The organism is Actinoplanes auranticolor (assembly GCF_018332655.1).
Lineage (GTDB): Bacteria > Actinomycetota > Actinomycetes > Mycobacteriales > Micromonosporaceae > Actinoplanes > Actinoplanes auranticolor.
The window spans coordinates 1-656 of the sequence record NZ_BOQL01000135.1 but is presented as its reverse complement, the minus strand read 5'-3'; the positions used below and the strand labels follow the sequence as shown (position 1 = coordinate 656).

Annotated in this window: 1 protein-coding gene and 1 pseudogene; one reads left to right on the top strand and one right to left on the bottom strand. The window is 73.9% G+C overall.

Features of this window, described 5'->3' with window-relative positions; genetic code table 11:
- Positions 1-250 (bottom strand): annotated as a pseudogene (locus tag Aau02nite_RS46025) (Xaa-Pro dipeptidyl-peptidase); the annotation flags it as partial.
- A gap of 112 nt (positions 251-362) precedes the next feature.
- Here Aau02nite_RS46025 and Aau02nite_RS46020 point away from each other — a divergent pair.
- The gene (locus Aau02nite_RS46020; protein ID WP_212995029.1) at positions 363-545 is read left to right on the top strand and encodes a hypothetical protein; all 183 of its coding nucleotides are present in this window, start codon (positions 363-365) and stop codon (positions 543-545) included.
- Positions 546-656 lie beyond the last annotated feature (111 nt).

Here is a 656-nt window from a genome sequence, read left to right as displayed (position 1 = left end):
TCACCGGCACCCGGCGCTCGGTCCGCGGCCGGATGATCCGCACGGCGACCCGGTCGGGCTGCCCGTCGGCGTCACTGTCCACAGCGGTCTGCACCCACACCCGCTCGCGCACAGCCTGGGTGTAGTCGTGAACCGGCTCGGTGCCGACGGCGGGAGCCGGCGCGGCCTGCGCGACCGAGGCCCCGGCGACCACCGTGAGCAGGGCGGTGCCGGCGGCCAGGGCACGCACCAGGAATCGGACGGATCGCATCGACACACGCCTCCGGCACTCGGGACCAGATACCGGGACGACCCTATCGCTTTCGATCGATGCCCGGGGGACGCCGTCTCCCGCCGACACGCCGGGATGCCAGAGTGCGCCGGTGACCTACGAACACGACCGGGAAGCCCGCCGCGAGGCAGCCGCTCACGCTCCGAGCCGAGCCGATCTGACCGAGCTGGCTGCTCAGGTCGCCGCCAAGCGGGCGCGCCTGGGTGACCGGGGCACGGAGCCGGACGCCGCCGGCCGGGCCCCGGGTCGCTGCGGGCGGTCGAGCAGGGCGTGACGATCCACGGCGAGAAGGACCGGAACGAGCCGGCAGCGTCGGGTACTTCGCAGGGGACTGGCTCAGTCATGATGTGGCGGGCAGCACGGGCCGTTCGTCTCGGCCCGTGCT